Here is a 15268-nt window from a genome sequence, read left to right as displayed (position 1 = left end):
GAGTTTCAATACGGGGTGGGGGAACAGTGGGAGCGGGAATTTCGGGTTCGGGAATCAGGGGCATAATAATGTGGGGATCGGGCTGACCGGGGATCATCAGGTTGGGTTCGGGGGCTGGAATTCGGGGTCGGGGAATGTGGGGTTGTTCAATTCCGGTAGTAATAATGTGGGGTTCTTCAATTCCGGGACCGGGAACTTCGGGATCGGTAACTCCGGTGAGTTCAATACCGGGATCGCCAACAGCGGCATGGCCAACAGTGGGGTGTTCAACTCCGGTGTGTTGAACACCGGGTGGGCCAACGCGGGCAGTTACAACTCGGGTGGCTTCAACGCCGGCAGTTTGAACACCGGATCGTTTAATCCCGGGCATACCAATACCGGCAGCTACAACACCGGCGATCTCAACACCGGGTACGCCAACACCGGGGATCTGAACACCGGGGCGTTTAACTCCGGAGACGCCAACAACGGGTTGTTCTGGCGTGGCGATGGCCAGGGCCTGATGCAGGCCGATTACACCCTGAACATCCCACCCATCCCACTGACCCTGGGCGCCAGCGGCATCCTCAAACTCCCCATCACCGGCAACATCACCGGCCTGTCGGTCAACCCCTTCACCATCCACGGCGACACCACCAGCGCCATCCCGGTCAACCTCTCCCTCATCGTCGACGGAGAGTCCGGCGGCATCACCATCCCCATCCACGTGACCGACGAGATCCACTTCGACGTGCCCATATCCGGGCTGCCGATCACCATCACGGTCCCCCTGAACTCGTCGCTCGACCCCATTCAGATCCCGCAAATCCGGATCTCCGACATCCCTCTCAACCTCACGCTGGGCAGCGACAACACGATGCTCAATGTGGGTATCGCCGGCAACATCGGCGGCATCACCGTGCCGGTATTCCACTTCCCGGCGGCGCCGGGCTTCGGGAACACCACCAACGCGCCGTCCTCGGGCTTCTTCAACTCCGGTGACGGCAGCGCATCAGGCTTCGGCAATATGGGCGACACCATCTCCGGATTCTGGAACATCGGAGCACACGCATCGGGCTTCGAAAACTACGGCGGCGAGCTCCTCTCGGGTCTCACCAACCTGGGCAACGCCATGTCAGGCATCGCCAACACCAATGCTCTGGGTCTCTCGGTCGCCGGTGTCATCTCAGGTTTGGCCAACACCGGCAGCCGGCTCTCCGGTTTCTTCCTCACCGGCTCGGTGCCGTAGCCGCCCACCCCCCGGCCGGCATCGGCAAGTAGGGTTTCACCAGCAACGGGGACTCCGATTAAGCACGATCAAAGCCGGGAAAGGACATAACCATGGGATTCCTGGACAAAGCAAAGGACCTGCTGGCGCAGAACGCCGACAAGGTCGAGACCGCGATCGACAAGGCCGGCGAGTTCGTCGACGAGAAAACCCAGGGCAAGTACTCCGACACCATCCACAAGGTGCAGGAGGAGGCCAAGAAGGTCGCGAACCCGGACGGTTCCGGCCAACAGAGCTGAACGCATGGCAAAGCTTTCTGGATCCATCGACGTACCGTTGCCGCCCGAGGACGCCTGGACGGCAGCCTCGGATCTGTCCCGCTTCAAGGAGTGGCTGACGATCCATAAAGTGTGGCGGTCCAAATTGCCCGAGGTTCTGGAGAAGGGCACGGTTGTCGAGTCGTATGTCGAAGTCAAGGGCATGCCCAACCGGATCAAGTGGACGATCGTGCGCTACAGACCACCCGAAGGCATGACGCTCAACGGCGACGGCGCCGGCGGAGTCAAGGTCAAGCTGATCGCCAAGATCACGCCGAGAGACGACGGCTCCGTCGTCAGCTTCGACGTCCACCTCGGGGGGCCGGCCCTGTTCGGACCGATCGGCATGGTCGTCGCCGCGGCGCTGAGAACCGATATCCGCGAGTCGCTGCAGAAGTTCGTCACGGTTTTCGCATCGGCGTGAGCCCGGCCCAAGCCGCAGCCCACGGCTCAAGCCGCAGCCCACGCCTCAAGCCGCAGCCCGCGCCAAAGCCGATGAGTTTGCGCCATCGCGGGAGTCGATACTTGTGAAACCCCACTGGGGGCCGACAACACAAGGAGGTCATCGTGCCCACCCGTAACAGCGCACCACTGGGCGCTCCGTGCTGGATCGACTTGACGACATCGGACGTCGACCGTGCCCAAGACTTCTACGGGACGGTATTCGGCTGGACATTCGAGTCGGCCGGACCCGACTACGGCGGATACATCAACGCGGCCAAGGACGGTCGCCCCGTCGCCGGCATCATGGCCAACAACCCCGAGTGGCAGGCTCCGGACAACTGGGCCACCTACTTCCACACCGCCGATATCAACGCGACGGTGTCCGCGGTGACGGCGGCCGGCGGCTCGGGATGCCTCGCCCCGATGGAGGTACCGGCCAAAGGTTTCATGGCCCTGGCGACCGACCCGTCCAACGCGTTCTTCGGGATGTGGCAGCCGCTGGAGCACCGCGGGTTCGAGGTGATCGGCGAGGCCGGCGCGCCCGTCTGGCACCAACTCACCACCCACGACTATCGCGCCGCGGTCGACTTCTACCGAGGGGTGTTCGGCTGGCAGACCGAGCAGGTGGGTGACACCGACGAATTCCGTTACACCACAGCATCTTTCGACGGTCAACAATTGCTCGGCGTAATGGACGGCGCCGCCTTCCTGCCCGAGAATGTGCCGTCGCAGTGGAGCATCTTCTTCGGGGCCGAGGATGTCGACAAGACGCTTCAGATGATCGCCGACAACGGCGGCAGTGTGCTGCGGGCGGCCGAAGACACCCCTTACGGGCGCCTTGCCGCGGCCAGCGACCCGACGGATGTCGTGTTCAACCTGTCGTCGCTGCAGAGCTGAAGCCCGACCAGCGAGCACCGAGCAGCGAGCACCGAGCGCCACGCCACCGTGACGCTCGGTCACCCCTGTACGCGTCGGCTAATCTCGCAACCATGATTCGCCGGCTGCGCCCAGGGTGGCTGGTGGTACTTTTCGCCGTGCTCGTGTCGGTCAGCACGTGGTTGCCGTGGCTGGCCACGAAGGTCAACGGTGGCGGCTGGGCCAGCGCGATCGGCGGCACCCACGGCAATCTGGAAATGCCCCGCGGGTTCGGGCCGGGCCAGCTCATCGTGTTGTTGTCCTCGACGTTGCTGGTGGCCGGGGCCATGGCGGCCCGCGGCCTGTCGGTGCGGGTGGCTTCCCTTGCCGCACTTCTCATTTCGCTGCTCATCGTGGCGCTCACGGTGTGGTACTACAAGCTCAACGTCAATCCGCCGGTGGCGGCTGAATACGGGTTCTACCTCGGCGCCGTCAGTGCGGCGGGTGCTTTGGCCTGCTCGCTGTGGGCGGTGGTCACGGCCGCGTTCGGCGGCCGGCCAGCACGCTGAAGTCAAGCCGACGGGAACTCGTGCGTGCCTGAGGCGGAGCTATCGGCGGGCTCGTTGACCCCGTACACGAACGGGGCAAACACGACTTCGCGGCCGTCGGGATCCCGGTAGGTGACCGCTCCGGTCGCCTCCCAGTACGGGTGCTGCTCAACCGGCTCGACGCCGGCCTCACGCAGCCGCGCGCACGCCGCCTGCTGCGCCTGCTCATCGGGAAAGTAGAGGCAAAGCTGATCGTGGTGATCCGATGCAACGGGCTCGACCGCCTCGACGATCTCCATCGTCAGGTTCCAGCTGGGCAGGCCGAAGATGGCCCCGTTGCTGCCGTAGCTTTCCCCGAACGTCTCATAAAGCGGCAACCCCACCAACTCCCGGTAGAACCGCACCGTTTCGGCGAAGTTCGACGAGCGACGGGCGAATCTGATCGAGCCGATCGACGCCAAATGCGCCGGCCAGTGAGACGGGCGGCGCCCTGCCGGATACATCGTTACACCCCCTATAGACCCACTGCGCCGGCCGCCGACCCCGCGGTATCCCAGCGGCGCAACTCCGAGCCGGCCACCCACGTCGCATGGGTTCCGCTGGAAATGCGTTCCGGCAGAGCAAGTTTGCACACCGGCCCGTCCCCCACCCGCGAAGCGTCGAAGACCAGACAATACGAGGCGTCGTCGTTCATGTCTGTGACCAGAGTGACCAGGTAGCCGTCGTCCTCACCCGAACTGCCCACTCGCGGAGCCATCGCGGCTTCGCTGCCGTACACGCCGTCGCCGAACGAAACAGCCTCGACGCCCCCGGTGCGCAGATCGTGCTTGACCAATCCGTCGAACAAGAACCAGCCCGGTTTGCCGGTTGCGGCGTAGACGTAGCGGTAGTCGGCGGCCGCATAGCCGGGGTTGATGGTGCCGAACTCGGTGATGGAGTCCGACAGCTGCTCTTCGATGACCGCGCCGGTGACCAGGTTGAGCCGCCACCGGTGCAGCCGGGTCTCCAGCCGATCCAGCGCCAGGAAGCGAAACAGCTTCTCCCACTTGCTGCTAGCGCCGGCTTCCAACGGCTGCGGCGCGCCCTCGAAGAACCCGTCGAGCACGATCTCGTCGCCGTCCTCGTAGGCGTTGGTGAAGTGCAGCACGAACGTCGGGTCCGCCTCGAACCAGCGGATGTCGGCCGAAGACCCGCGGCGCGGGATCACCGCAAAGCGCGACGGCATCTCCGGGTAGAAGCGCGGCAGGTGCACGTTGTGCTCAAGCAGCCTCGGGTCCCAGAACAGCGGGAAATCGTTGAGAATCGCGTAGTTCTCGGTGAACGCCATGTCGTGCGGCAGCCGCGGCCCGGGCAGCGGGATGTCGACGTAGTGGGCCAGTTCATTGCTCTCGTCGACCACGCCGTAGCGCATGTACGGGTCTTGCTTGCTGTAGTTGAAGAACAGCAGTTCGCCGGTCTTGTTGTCCACCTTGGGATGTGCCGACACGCCCCACTCGAACGGAAATCCGCCGTTCCAGGTCTCCTTGCCCAAAGTGTCGGCCGAATACGGGTCCAACCGGTACAGATCACCGCACTGGTAAAAGCTGGTCAGCGCGATACCCCGATGCACGATGACGTCGGTGCTCGACGCGTCCTTCATCAAAGTCCGCGCGCCCCAGCCCTTTTCACGCTGAGCAAATTGCACCGGCTCGGCCAGCCCCGGCCACAGCGGCCCGCCGGCCTCATTTTCGGCCAGAAAGCCCTCGGTGCGGACAAAGCGGTTGCGGTAGAACGCTTTTCCGTCGCGGAAGCCGACGACATGCAGCATGCCGTCGCCGTCGAACGGGTGGTAGGTCTTGAACGCCGGGTGCAGCGGGTTCTCGGTGTTGCGCAGATAGATGCCGTCCAGGTCGGCCGGCACTTCGCCGGACAATACGGTCAGGTCGTCGGCGTCCCACTCGGTGGTCTGCGGCCGCCACGGCCCGGTCCGGTACGGGTGGTCGTCGTTCTCGGGCAGCGTCGACAGAAACTTCCCGACCATCTCAACGTCCATGTCAGGAACCCTCCACATCGCCGACGACGAAACTGACCGTGGTGGCCGTGCTGCCGCCGAAGTTCAGCGTGGCGAAACGCGCGGCGCCCTCAACCTGATAATCACCGGCCGACCCGCTGACCTGTTTGGCCGCATCCAGCAGCATCCGCACCCCCGAGGCGCCCACCGGGTGACCCCCGCCGATCAGGCCCCCGCTGGGGTTGATCGGCAGTCGCCCGCCGATCTCGATCTCACCGTTTTCGATGGCCTTCCACGATTCGCCCGGGCCGGTCAGCCCGATGTGGTCGATGGCCAGGTATTCGCTGGGCGTGAAGCAGTCGTGCACCTCGAAACCGTCCACATCGTCCAAATTCACCTGGGCCCGACGCAACGCGTCCAGCACCGCGCCCCGCACATGCGGCAGCACGTACGGATCCTCGGCCGCGCGGTCCAGTTTCTGCCGCAAACCCAGCCCGACGGTGCGATGTCCCCAGCCGTCGATGCGGCCGATCGGCCGCGCCGACGGGTGTTCGCGCAGGTAAGCGTCGTTGACCAGGACGACCCCGGCGCCGCCGTCGGTCATCTGGCTGCAGTCGAAGCGGCGTAGCCGTCCCTCGGTGACCGGGTTGGTCGCATCGTCGTCGGTGATCGGATCCGGCACCGTCCAGGTGCGGGTCTGGGCGTTGGGGTTGCGTCGCGCGTTGGCGAGGTTGAGCTGGGCGATCGCCCGCAGATGCGCCTCGTCCAGCCCGTAGCGACGGTCGTACTCGTCGGCGACCTGGGCAAACATCGACGGCCACAGGTAGCGGACCCCGGCCCCTTCGTGCCCCGTCCAGGCCGCCGCACCCAGGTGCTGGGCTGCGATATCGCCGGGAACGGTTTTTTCCAGCTCGAGGCCGACCACCAGCGCGGTGTCGTAGGCGCCCGAGCGCAGGTCGGCCATCGCGGCCAGGGTTGCGACGCTGCCAGATGCGCAGGCTGCTTCGTGCCGCGAAGCGGGCGCGTCCCACAGGCCGTCGCACACGGTGGCCGGCATAGCCCCCAGGTGGCCCTGCCCGGCGAACATTTCACCGAACGCATTCGCCACGTGGACCACCCCGATATCGCCGGCGTCCAGCTGGGCCGCCGCCAGGGTGGCCTCGACCACTTCGGCGGTCAGCGCGGCGAAGTCGCGGCCCTCCCGGGTGAGGTTGCGCGCGAAGTCGCTTTGATAACCGCCCAGAATCCACACACCGGTACTGCCGTCCATACGCCGCACGGTACTACGTGACTGTGACGAGACCCACAAATTGAGGCCCACAAAAAGGGCGGTCCCGTCGGCTCTCGGGCTGAACCGACGGGACCTGGGTGGACGCGCAGGCCGGCCAACGCGCTCACCTCTTTGGGTGCATTACCACCGACCGCCCATGACAAACATCGCCAAGCATGTCGCTGTCGATCACTCGGAAGACTCCGGCGCGCCGGCGATCAACACGCTCAATGAGCGGGCCGCAAGCTTCACCGTGGCGCCGCTGTCCAACGGGTGTGTGGTCTCCGGCAACCCGGTTGCGGCACCGGATTCGGCGACGAGAGTCCATGCCCGGCTGAATTGCTTTGGTGGAAGGGTGAATTCGAGTGTTTCGTGGTGAGCATTGAACAGCAAAAAGAAAGAGTCATCGAGCACCGGCTGGCCGCGCTGATCGCGATCGGGGATACCGTGGCCATTGAGGTAAACCCCAATCGCCTTTCCGAATCCCGCATCCCAGTCCTCTTCGCTCATCTCCGAGCCGTCGGGCCGGAACCAGGAAATGTCCGGCAGCCCTTCGGCGCCGCGGCGGCGCACGGGCCGGCCGTCGAAGAACCGGCGCCGGCGAAATATCGGATGTTCGGCACGAAGCCCGGAAACCAGACGGCAGAATTCGATTAAGTCGGTGTCCGCGTGTTCCCAATCGATCCAGGTTATTTCGCTGTCCTGGCAGAAGCCGTTGTTGTTGCCGCCTTGGGTGCGCCCGAGTTCGTCGCCGTGACACAGCATCGGCACGCCCTGGGAAAGCAGGAGCGTGGCAAGGAAGTTGCGTTGCTGACGGCGGCGAAGTTCGTTGATGGCCGGGTCGTCGGTGGGGCCTTCGGCGCCGCAGTTCCAGGACCGGTTGTGGCTTTCGCCGTCGTTGTTGTCCTCGCCGTTGGCCTCGTTGTGTTTTTCGTTATAGGACACCAGGTCGCGCAGGGTAAAGCCGTCATGGGCGGTGACGAAATTGATCGAGGCCACCGGCCGGCGCGCCGTATGTTCGTACAGGTCAGCCGAACCGGTGAAGCGAGAAGCGAATTCACCCAGGCTGGAATCCTCGCCCCGCCAGAAGTCGCGCACGGTATCGCGGTATTTGCCGTTCCATTCCGTCCACTGCGGCGGGAAGTTGCCCACCTGGTAGCCGCCGGGCCCGACGTCCCAGGGCTCGGCGATCAGCTTCACCTGACTGACGATCGGATCCTGTTGCACCAGCTCGAAAAAGGCAGCCAGCCGGTCCACCTCGTAGAACTCGCGCGCCAGGGTAGCGGCCAGATCGAAACGGAACCCGTCGACATGCATCTCGGTCACCCAATACCGCAACGAGTCCATGATCAGCTGCAGCGTGTGCGGGTGGCCGACATTGAGGCTGTTGCCGGTGCCGGTGTAGTCCATGTAGTAGCGCTTGTCGTCGTCGACCAGCCGGTAGTAGGCGGCGTTGTCGATCCCGCGCATGCACAGCGTGGGGCCCAGATGGTTGCCCTCGGCGGTGTGGTTGTAGACGACGTCGAGGATCACCTCGATGCCCGCTTCGTGCAGGGTGCGAACCATGGTCTTGAATTCCTGCACCTGCCCGCCCGGTGTGGTCGCCGAGGAGTACTTGGTGTCGGGGGCGAAGAAGCCGATTGTGTTGTAGCCCCAGTAGTTTGACAGTCCCTTGTCGATCAGGGTGGAGTCGTTGGCGAAGTGGTGGACCGGCATGAGCTCCACGGCGGTGATGCCCAGGTTGTGCAGATGGTCGATGATCACCGGCTCGGCGATACCGGCGTAGGTGCCGCGAAGTCGCTCGGGAATCTCGGGATGCTGATGGGTGAGGCCCTTGACGTGCGCTTCGTAGATCACGCTGTCTGCGTAGTCGTGGCTGGGCGGCCGGTCGATTCCCCAGTCGAAGTACGGGTTGATCACCACCGAGGCGGGCATGCTGGCCGCGGAGTCCTGGTCGTTGCGGCTGTCCGGATCGCCGAAGTTGTAGCCGAACAGCGACTGGTTCCATTCGAAGGAGCCGTCGATGGCCTTCGAGTAGGGATCCAGCAGCAGCTTGTTCGGGTTGCATCGATGACCGGCGGCGGGATCGTATGGCCCGTGCACCCGGTAGCCATAGCGTTGGCCGGGTTCGACGCTGGGCAGAAAGCCATGCCACACGAACCCGTCGACTTCGGGTAGCGCGATGCGGCTCTCGGTGCCGTCAGGGTCGAAGAGGCACAATTCGACGCGCTCGGCGACTTCACTGAACAGAGCGAAGTTGGTGCCCGAGCCGTCGTACGTCGCGCCCAACGGGTAGGCCTTCCCGCGCCACACCTCAGCTGCGACCGTCATTTGGGCGCGTTCGGGCTCAACCATGCACTGCCTATTCCCCGCGCACGGCGACATGAAACTGTGACTGCGGCATCAGCTTCGGTCGACGCTGAAAGGTGAACTGCCGCTGGCATTTTCGCTAACGCGTCGGCTCACCGGGTGGCGGCGGCTTCTGTATCACGACGACCGTGGGCTTGCGCTTGGTCTGATCCTGCTCGTCTGTACCAGTGCCGGTGCTCATGTCGCTGCGGTTGGTGCCGGCTGCGTTGCGCCCGGCCAGGCTCGCCAGCGCCATGCCGCTCAACAGGCCCGCCGGAGCTCCGCCGCCCATGTCGATCGGTGCGGGGCTGACGCTGCTGCTGGGCAGCGACTCGACGGCCAGCTTGATCTCCGGTGCGGCCATGGTCCAACTGTGTGGTACCGACAACGCGCCGACCAAGGTCGCCTCGCCCACACCGGCCGACGCGGCAGCGCCACCGGCGCCGGCGCCCGGCGCCGGCGCAATGGACGCGATGCCTTCCCCCTGGGTGGGTTCCAATCCGCCCGACGGCACGGGCGCGGGGCTGTGATTGCCGCCGTAGGCATAGATCCAGGGCCTGGTCGTGTTCACCGCCGACAGGGCCAAGCTGGCGGTCGCGGTGATCGCGATATAGCAAGCGACGATGTCCAAATCCCCTATGGGAGTTGGGATTGAAATGCTGGCCGCCGGCTGGACCGCGGCCGCCGACGGCAGCGTGGCGGTAGATCCGGGCGAGGCCAGCCCTTGCAGCGCTTGCGGGGCGATGGACGACAGCTGACCGAGCACCGCCTGCGTGCTCGTGGTGGCGCCGGCGGCGCCGGCTGCCGCGGCCGCCGGGTCGGCGGCCTGCGACGGCTGGCTGAACGGCGACAACGTCGATGCGGCCTCGGATGCGCCCGCATAGCCGTACATGGCGGCGGCGTCCTGCGCCCACATCTCGGCGTAGTCGGCCTGCAAGGCCTCGATCGCCGGACTGTTGTGGCCCAGAATGTTGGTCGCGATCAGCGACAGCAGCTGGCTGCGGTTGGCCGCGATCAGTGGCGGCGGCACCGTCATCGCGAACGCCGCCTCGAAGGCCGCGGCGGCCGTACGGGCCTGCGCCGCAGTTTGCTCGGCTTGCGTTGCGGCGATACTCAGCCACGCCGCATAGGGTGCGGCCGCCGCCGCCATCGACGCGGAAGCCGGTCCCATCCACGATTCGGCGGCCAGTCCGGCAACCACGGATGCATAGGAAACCGCCGCGGAATTGAGCACCGCGGCCAAACCGTCCCAGGCGTTGGCGGCCGCAAGCATCGACCCCGCTCCCGGACCGGCATACATCCGGCCCGAATTGACCTCCGGCGGCAATTGCCCGAAGTCCATTTAGCCGGCCGCGATCGCGTTGGCGTTCTCGGTGTCCGCATAGCAGTCGGCGCTGGCCGCCAGTGTGGTCACGAATATGTCGTGAATCGCCGTGGCCTGTGCACTCATCGCCTGATACAGCTGCGCATGGGCGACGAATCGCGCCGCGGTCAGAGCGGAAACCTCGTCGGCAGCAGCGGGAGTCACCCCGGTCGTCGGGGCAAATGCGGCCGCACTCTCAGCGGAGACCGCAGAACCGATCCCCTGCAAGTTCCCAGCCGCTGCTGCCAAGGTCTCTGGCTGGGTGACCACAAAAGACATCCGTGTCTCCTAACTGACGAGCATCTCCCATTCGGCCGTACCTTCCGCACATACGCCGAAGTGCCTGCCACAGAACGGAATTGGATATTCAGATGTCGTCGCAGATCCGCAGCGGAAGGCACTCTCTAGTGCAGGGTACTTCGTCGTTTGGTCAACGCACCCCGGTTTCGCTGTGATTTGCTCTGCGCGTCTGGGCGGTTTGGCCCGCCGCCGGGCAAGCTGAGTGGCGTCAGTGGAAACTGGCCTCGCGATCGGTGGCCGCCGTGACCTCGGCCAGCAGGTTGAGCCGGATGGCGAGCCACAGCGTGAATTGGTTCTCCGGTTCGCGGATGTCCAGGCCGATCGTCTCGGAGATCCGGTCGAGTTTTGCCAGCATCGTGTTGCGGTGGACATTGAGGGCACGGGCGGCAAGGGTGGCGTTGCCGCCGAGGGACAGGTAGCTGGTCAACGTCTCGAGCAGGTTGTGCCCTCCGCGCAGCGGCTCGACGAACTCCTGGATCAATTGTCGGCTGTTTGGCGTGTCGGCGATCTCGGCCAACATGGTGAAGCTGCGCAGCTCCTGGTAGGAGATGGCGCTGGTGCGTCCGAGCCGGCGGGCGATGCCCAGCGCGATGCGGGCCTCGCGGTAGCTGTCGGACACCCGGTGGGCACCGGGTGAGGGCCGGCCGTAGGCGACGGCCACCGAAGCGCGGCAGCGCTGCTCAAGTTCACGGTGCATCGAGTTTGCGAAGTCGGTCATCTGCTGTACCAGCGCCGCGTCGTCGCCGTCGCGCAGGGTGCGCACCACCACCAGCACATCGCCCATGACGGTGGCGTCGGTGCGCACCGAGGATTCGGCGCAGATGTTGGCGGCGTAGCGCGCCAGCCGGATCATGCCGGCGGCCGGATTGTCCACGGGGTGGGGGAGGACGCCGTAGGCGACGAAAACCCCAAAGGGGGAGTCGATATCGATTTCGTGGTGGTCGGCGCGGGCGCGCAGTTCGTGCTCGCTGGAGAAGCTGCCGTGGACCAGGGCTTGGATGAAGTCGCCGCGGGCACGCTCTTCGGCTTCATCGACACTGCGCTGGCGCAGCATCTCCGAGCCGATCACCGCTGTTGCCTGTTCGGTGACGATGCGGTGGCGCACCAGGTCCTGGGGGGCGACGTTGTCGCTGGGGACCAGGACCACGACCCAACCCTGGGGTGCCTTCCCGAACTGGATCGTGCTGGCGACGCACGTCCATACGCTGTCCCGGGGGCCGGCGACCTTGGCCACGCGAACATTGTGTTGGATGCAGCGTTGCGCGGCGGTCACGCCCGTCGACAGCATGCGCCGCACCGAACCCGACAGCGTCTCGACGGCTTCGGCGGCCAGTCCGTTCTGGGCTACGACCTGGCCGCGGGCGTTGAGTGCCAGTGCGGCATTGCGGGCCAGATTGGACACTTCGCGCACCAGCATCTGCAGGCCAGCCCCGCGATGGAACAGCCCCGACAGGGACGCATACACCTGTGTGGAGTAGCGCATCGACTGCAGTTCCCGGCTCAGCGTCCGCTCGGCCAGCAGCCGGTTGAGGGCGGCAAAACCCACCGGGAAGGCCATCTCGATCACCACGAGAGTGCCGGGCAGTCCGGCGCGCGGGAAGTCGGTTGGGATCGGGCCGTCGACCACCAGCACCGTGGCGCCCCGGGCTGCTATGGCGGTCAGCATGGTGCCGTTGGCCAGCAATGCCTCGGGGCGGGCATAGAGCGCGACATCTTCCAGTGAGTCCGGTCGGGGCGGAACTTCGGTCAGCGGCAGCATCCACGTCAACACGCGATCGACTTGCTCGCGGCCGGCCACCACGCGGGCGCTGGACATCAGCGGCTCGTCAAGCAGCATGCGAATCGTCAACTTCTCCGTGTCCGCCGCCGGTGTCGGGCGGTGGGTGAGCGGTGCTGCCATGGCCTGTCCTCCTGGGCGACGGGGGCTTTCTTCTGCCGGTTGTTCATCCAGCACCGCCACAGCGTCGCGCCGGCGGGCGCGCCTCGAATCAGTGAAGTCACCAGTCCTGCCGCATCGCCCCAGACGGCGGGTCAGCGGCCGATCGCCGGATTAGCGCCGAACACCAGGGTGCTGGCGGCTGCCTGGTCGACGTCGGTATAGGTCTGCGCGATCTGGGTGAACGCCGTACCCGTGCGCACCAGTTCTTGTTGGGCCGCCTGGTTGGCGGCCAGCGCCGAGGCGGCCTCCGAGTGGAAAGCCGTGACCGCCTGCGCGGACACCTCGTCGGCGCCGGCGGGAGCCAGTCCGGTCACCGAGGCCGCGGCTTTCCCGGCCGCCTCGAGGGCGCTTTTTCCCAGTTCGACGACCTGTCCGCCGATATCGCCGGCCGCCGGACCAAATGACATGGATTGCATGGACCCAAGCTATGGCGGCGCGATAGCGGCGTCGCGCTTGTGCACGAAAGTCGGAGTTACCAGCGATTACCTGGTTTTGCGCATTGTGCTCACCGATCCGTGGGGGTGGAGCCCCTAAGGCCATTTTGGTGACTGGGTCACCCCCGCACCCGGTTTAGAATTGACCCATCGTCTTGTGCATCGGGCCTGTTGACCGCCGGTTTTGCCCGGCGGTCGCCGTTACCGCCGATGCCTCGATAGACAGGAGCAGTAGGTAAATGGATTCCATGTCCCACGACCCGGCCGCCGGTGACATCGGCTCGCAGTTGGTCGACATCGGCAGCCAGGGTGTCAGTGCCGGAACCACGGCGGCGACGTCGGTGCTGAGCGGGCTGATTCCCGCCGGCGCCGAAGAGGTTTCTGCGCAGGCCGTGCTGGCGTTTGCCCAGGAAGCAGCCTCCATGCTGGCGTCGAACACCGCGGCTCAAGAAGAGCTCATGCGCACCGGCACGGCGCTGACCGATATCGCTCGCATGTACAGCGATTCCGACGTCAACGCCGCCGGCGTGCTCATGACCAGCGCCGCGACCATGTCCCGCCCGGCAGCGGCCGGTGGTTCGACGGTGGGCGGCGGGCTCCTGGGAGCGGCCAAGGCGCCGGCCGAAGCGCTGGCGCGGACTCCGCTGGTGTCTCAGGTGGTGGAGGCGTCGTCGTCGCCGATGGTTTCGACGGCCGCCAACGCCGGTTCGTCGGCGATGAGTGGTGCCGCTCCGCTGGGCAGCGGGATGGGTTCGGGTGCCCCGGCGGGTGCTTCCAAGCCGGGCCTGGTCTCGGCCACCGAGCCCGCCGAAGAGGACGATCGCGAGGCCGCTGAGCAGCTGCAACCGGGCGAGCGCCTGGCTTAACCTCAATCGTGCGTCAGGGCCGCCATGTCGGGGGCCAGTACGTCACTGAGTGCGGACCAGGGCACGGTGATCACCGGTAGCCCGTGGCCGAACTGGTAGTCGGTGAAATGGAGCTGCATTCCGGTTGGCGTGGGGATCCAGTTGGCGAAGTTCTCCGCAATCGGTTTGTTTCCCTGTTCGTCGGGCATCGGCGCGGGGCCGCCGTAAACCTGCGGGAAGATGAGCTTGGTTTGCTGCGAAAGCCGGTTCAGGCCGGCTTGTTCGTTGCTGAACAGTCCGGCCAAGGTGATGGGTTTGGCCGACCGGCTGTCGATGACGACGGTGCTCACCGAGCTGCTTCCGTGTGCGGCCCTTTTGGCGTAGTAAACGCCCTCGACGACTTCGGCAATCGCGGCCGCACGGAATGTCACGGTCGATTTGGATTCGAAGGACCATTCGACGTCGGGGCTCGAAGCGGCGAGTATTTGATCGATCTGACCACGCGCTGACGCGGTGCTGGCTTGGTTGAACGCGTCCCGCACGCCCGCATCACCGCCGGAGAGCTGGCCCGCCTGGGCGCTCCAATGGCCGCGATTATCCGGCGTAGACCCGGTGATCGAGGGAGTTGTCACGCCATAGGTTTGGCCGTTGGACACACCCGAGTCGGCGCGTGCGGTCGTTGCCGTCGACATCGCCAGCACGGCAACTGCGACCGTGGCGCAAAACACTCGTACGCGGCTCATCATCGAATGACTTACCGCAAAAACCGCCGCGGCGCACGCGATCCCTTCCAGATCGCCTTGGGCTGCCCGAGATTAGGGCAGCGGCGGCGCCGGCGGCGCGGACGGGGCCGGCGGAGCCGAGAGCGTCGATGGCGGCGGAAGCGTGGTGAGCGGGGTCGGGGTCGTCGTCGGAACCGACGTCGACGGCGACGTCGTGCTCTGCGTGGCGGTCGCGATGTCAGCCGGGTTGTAGGCCAGCCAGCCCGCCGCGGCCAGGGCGCTCAGGGCCAGCAGCGCGTATGTGGTGGTGCTGCGAAGACTCATATCGGTTTACTCCTGATTCGAAAATTAGCCTGGGACCGTATAGCGGTTCATAGAGAGCCGTGATACGGATCACATCGCAGATCGTAACGGCGGTGGAGCCGTGATGCAACACCGCGATAGCCGGTTTGGCCGCGGGCATATCCGGGGATCCTGGCCGGTAGTTCACTTGTCAGCGGCCAGAGGAGATTCGCGTGGCTGAACAATCAGCGTCGACGCCCAGGGACGCGACGAAGGCGACCGAGGAGCAACGTCGTGAGCAGGACCAGCTCGACCACCAGGGCGAGGACCCGGACGCGCCCGCACTGCACCAGTCGCGCCATCAACTTCCGGACGAGACCAAGCGATAGCGGTACGTACTAGC

15 protein-coding genes and 2 pseudogenes are annotated in these 15268 nt (G+C 65.7%); 7 read left to right on the top strand and 10 right to left on the bottom strand.

What is annotated here, in order from left to right:
- The 5 genes and pseudogenes from BST12_RS19505 to BST12_RS19485 form a co-directional block, all read left to right on the top strand.
- Positions 1-1228, top strand: a pseudogene (locus BST12_RS19505) (PPE family protein); the annotation flags it as partial.
- Positions 1229-1320: 92 nt separating this feature from the next.
- Positions 1321-1506, top strand: coding sequence for an antitoxin (locus BST12_RS19500; RefSeq protein WP_083114777.1), 186 nt, complete (start codon positions 1321-1323; stop codon positions 1504-1506).
- 4 nt (positions 1507-1510) lie between these two features.
- On the top strand, positions 1511-1948 hold the full coding sequence (locus tag BST12_RS19495) for a type II toxin-antitoxin system Rv0910 family toxin (RefSeq protein WP_083114776.1): 438 nt from the start codon (positions 1511-1513) through the stop codon (positions 1946-1948).
- A gap of 143 nt (positions 1949-2091) precedes the next feature.
- On the top strand, positions 2092-2865 hold the full coding sequence (locus BST12_RS19490; protein WP_083114775.1) for a VOC family protein: 774 nt from the start codon (positions 2092-2094) through the stop codon (positions 2863-2865).
- A 92-nt stretch (positions 2866-2957) separates the two neighbouring features.
- Positions 2958-3392: a hypothetical protein gene (locus BST12_RS19485; protein ID WP_083114774.1), complete on the top strand. Its 435-nt coding sequence runs from the start codon at positions 2958-2960 to the stop codon at positions 3390-3392.
- A gap of 2 nt (positions 3393-3394) precedes the next feature.
- Here the strand turns inward: BST12_RS19485 and BST12_RS19480 are convergent, their stop codons facing one another.
- From BST12_RS19480 to BST12_RS19445, 8 genes are all read right to left on the bottom strand, one after another.
- Positions 3395-3874 (bottom strand): VOC family protein, encoded by a 480-nt coding sequence (locus tag BST12_RS19480; protein WP_083114773.1) that lies wholly within the window; start codon positions 3872-3874, stop codon positions 3395-3397.
- 11 nt (positions 3875-3885) lie between these two features.
- On the bottom strand, positions 3886-5403 hold the full coding sequence (locus BST12_RS19475; RefSeq protein WP_083114772.1) for a carotenoid oxygenase family protein: 1518 nt from the start codon (positions 5401-5403) through the stop codon (positions 3886-3888).
- Between the two features lies 1 nt (position 5404).
- The gene (locus BST12_RS19470) at positions 5405-6631 is read right to left on the bottom strand and encodes an acetyl-CoA acetyltransferase (RefSeq protein ID WP_083114771.1); all 1227 of its coding nucleotides are present in this window, start codon (positions 6629-6631) and stop codon (positions 5405-5407) included.
- 189 nt (positions 6632-6820) lie between these two features.
- Entirely contained in the window at positions 6821-8986 is a 2166-nt protein-coding gene (gene glgX / locus BST12_RS19465; RefSeq protein ID WP_083114770.1) for a glycogen debranching protein GlgX, read from the bottom strand.
- Between the two features lie 94 nt (positions 8987-9080).
- The gene (locus BST12_RS19460) at positions 9081-10322 is read right to left on the bottom strand and encodes a PPE family protein (protein WP_083114769.1); all 1242 of its coding nucleotides are present in this window, start codon (positions 10320-10322) and stop codon (positions 9081-9083) included.
- The gene (locus tag BST12_RS19455; protein ID WP_083114768.1) at positions 10323-10622 is read right to left on the bottom strand and encodes a PE family protein; all 300 of its coding nucleotides are present in this window, start codon (positions 10620-10622) and stop codon (positions 10323-10325) included.
- A gap of 229 nt (positions 10623-10851) precedes the next feature.
- Entirely contained in the window at positions 10852-12543 is a 1692-nt protein-coding gene (locus BST12_RS19450; protein WP_083114767.1) for a PucR family transcriptional regulator, read from the bottom strand.
- 131 nt (positions 12544-12674) lie between these two features.
- A complete protein-coding gene (locus tag BST12_RS19445; RefSeq protein WP_083114766.1) occupies positions 12675-12998 on the bottom strand; it encodes a PE domain-containing protein in 324 nt (107 codons plus the stop codon).
- A 257-nt stretch (positions 12999-13255) separates the two neighbouring features.
- Between BST12_RS19445 and BST12_RS34640 the strand changes: the two are divergent.
- A pseudogene (locus BST12_RS34640) lies at positions 13256-13552 on the top strand (PE family protein); the annotation flags it as partial.
- 332 nt (positions 13553-13884) lie between these two features.
- Here the strand turns inward: BST12_RS34640 and BST12_RS19435 are convergent.
- Both BST12_RS19435 and BST12_RS32100 read right to left on the bottom strand, forming a co-directional pair.
- Positions 13885-14553 carry a DUF3298 domain-containing protein gene (locus BST12_RS19435; protein ID WP_245850439.1) on the bottom strand — a complete coding sequence of 223 codons (669 nt, stop codon included), beginning with the start codon at positions 14551-14553 and terminating at the stop codon, positions 13885-13887.
- A 123-nt stretch (positions 14554-14676) separates the two neighbouring features.
- Positions 14677-14907, bottom strand: coding sequence for a hypothetical protein (locus tag BST12_RS32100; RefSeq protein WP_083114764.1), 231 nt, complete (start codon positions 14905-14907; stop codon positions 14677-14679).
- A 191-nt stretch (positions 14908-15098) separates the two neighbouring features.
- Here BST12_RS32100 and BST12_RS32095 point away from each other — a divergent pair, with 191 nt between their 5' ends.
- Positions 15099-15254 (top strand): hypothetical protein, encoded by a 156-nt coding sequence (locus BST12_RS32095; protein WP_170062158.1) that lies wholly within the window; start codon positions 15099-15101, stop codon positions 15252-15254.
- Positions 15255-15268: the final 14 nt, after the last annotated feature.

This window comes from Mycobacterium angelicum (assembly GCF_002086155.1).
GTDB classification, from domain to species: domain Bacteria; phylum Actinomycetota; class Actinomycetes; order Mycobacteriales; family Mycobacteriaceae; genus Mycobacterium; species Mycobacterium angelicum.
This window is presented reverse-complemented; position numbering and strand designations above follow the sequence as displayed.

Bases quoted from the DNA above. Each gene is read 5' to 3' on its own strand.
- BST12_RS19435 (WP_245850439.1), bottom strand. From the start codon at position 14,553: ATGTCGACGGCAACGACCGCACGCGCCGACTCGGGTGTGTCCAACGGC.
- glgX (WP_083114770.1), bottom strand. From the start codon at position 8,986: ATGGTTGAGCCCGAACGCGCCCAAATGACGGTCGCAGCTGAGGTGTGG.
- BST12_RS19480 (WP_083114773.1), bottom strand. From the start codon at position 3,874: ATGTATCCGGCAGGGCGCCGCCCGTCTCACTGGCCGGCGCATTTGGCG.
- BST12_RS19495 (WP_083114776.1), top strand. From the start codon at position 1,511: ATGGCAAAGCTTTCTGGATCCATCGACGTACCGTTGCCGCCCGAGGAC.
- BST12_RS19450 (WP_083114767.1), bottom strand. From the start codon at position 12,543: ATGGCAGCACCGCTCACCCACCGCCCGACACCGGCGGCGGACACGGAG.
- BST12_RS32100 (WP_083114764.1), bottom strand. From the start codon at position 14,907: ATGAGTCTTCGCAGCACCACCACATACGCGCTGCTGGCCCTGAGCGCC.
- BST12_RS19485 (WP_083114774.1), top strand. From the start codon at position 2,958: ATGATTCGCCGGCTGCGCCCAGGGTGGCTGGTGGTACTTTTCGCCGTG.
- BST12_RS19445 (WP_083114766.1), bottom strand. From the start codon at position 12,998: ATGCAATCCATGTCATTTGGTCCGGCGGCCGGCGATATCGGCGGACAG.
- BST12_RS19500 (WP_083114777.1), top strand. From the start codon at position 1,321: ATGGGATTCCTGGACAAAGCAAAGGACCTGCTGGCGCAGAACGCCGAC.
- BST12_RS19460 (WP_083114769.1), bottom strand. From the start codon at position 10,322: ATGGACTTCGGGCAATTGCCGCCGGAGGTCAATTCGGGCCGGATGTAT.
- BST12_RS19475 (WP_083114772.1), bottom strand. From the start codon at position 5,403: ATGGACGTTGAGATGGTCGGGAAGTTTCTGTCGACGCTGCCCGAGAAC.
- BST12_RS19470 (WP_083114771.1), bottom strand. From the start codon at position 6,631: ATGGACGGCAGTACCGGTGTGTGGATTCTGGGCGGTTATCAAAGCGAC.
- BST12_RS19455 (WP_083114768.1), bottom strand. From the start codon at position 10,622: ATGTCTTTTGTGGTCACCCAGCCAGAGACCTTGGCAGCAGCGGCTGGG.